The sequence below is a fragment of the Streptomyces sp. NPDC059567 genome (assembly GCF_042735655.1).
Classification (GTDB): domain Bacteria; phylum Actinomycetota; class Actinomycetes; order Streptomycetales; family Streptomycetaceae; genus Streptomyces.
The window spans coordinates 1-259 of the sequence record NZ_JBHWBS010000209.1; the positions used below are offsets into that span (position 1 = coordinate 1).

The 259-nt window shown below is 64.1% G+C and carries 1 pseudogene; it reads left to right on the top strand.

Annotated elements, in window-relative coordinates:
• Window positions 1-45: 45 nt before the first annotated feature.
• A pseudogene (locus ACFVZW_RS37020) lies at window positions 46-259 on the top strand (IS30 family transposase); the annotation flags it as partial.

The window sequence follows — 259 nt, forward strand, 5'->3', positions numbered from 1 at the left end:
CTTAGGTTCTAGCGATCATCGCAACGCCCCAGTTCAGGGAGAGCGATGAGCTTCGAGCCCCGCGAGAACCGGCAGCACACCGGGGGTTACAAGTTGCGTGCGGAGCGGGAGGAATACTTCCGCCTCATGCAGCTCGGATACGGAAACCGCGAGGCCAGCCGCCTCGTAGGCATCAACCCTCGGACCGGTCGTGTGTGGCGAAACGGTCGGCCCGAGGGCAGCAAGAAAGGCCCCGTTGCTCCCGCACAAGTTGTGCGGG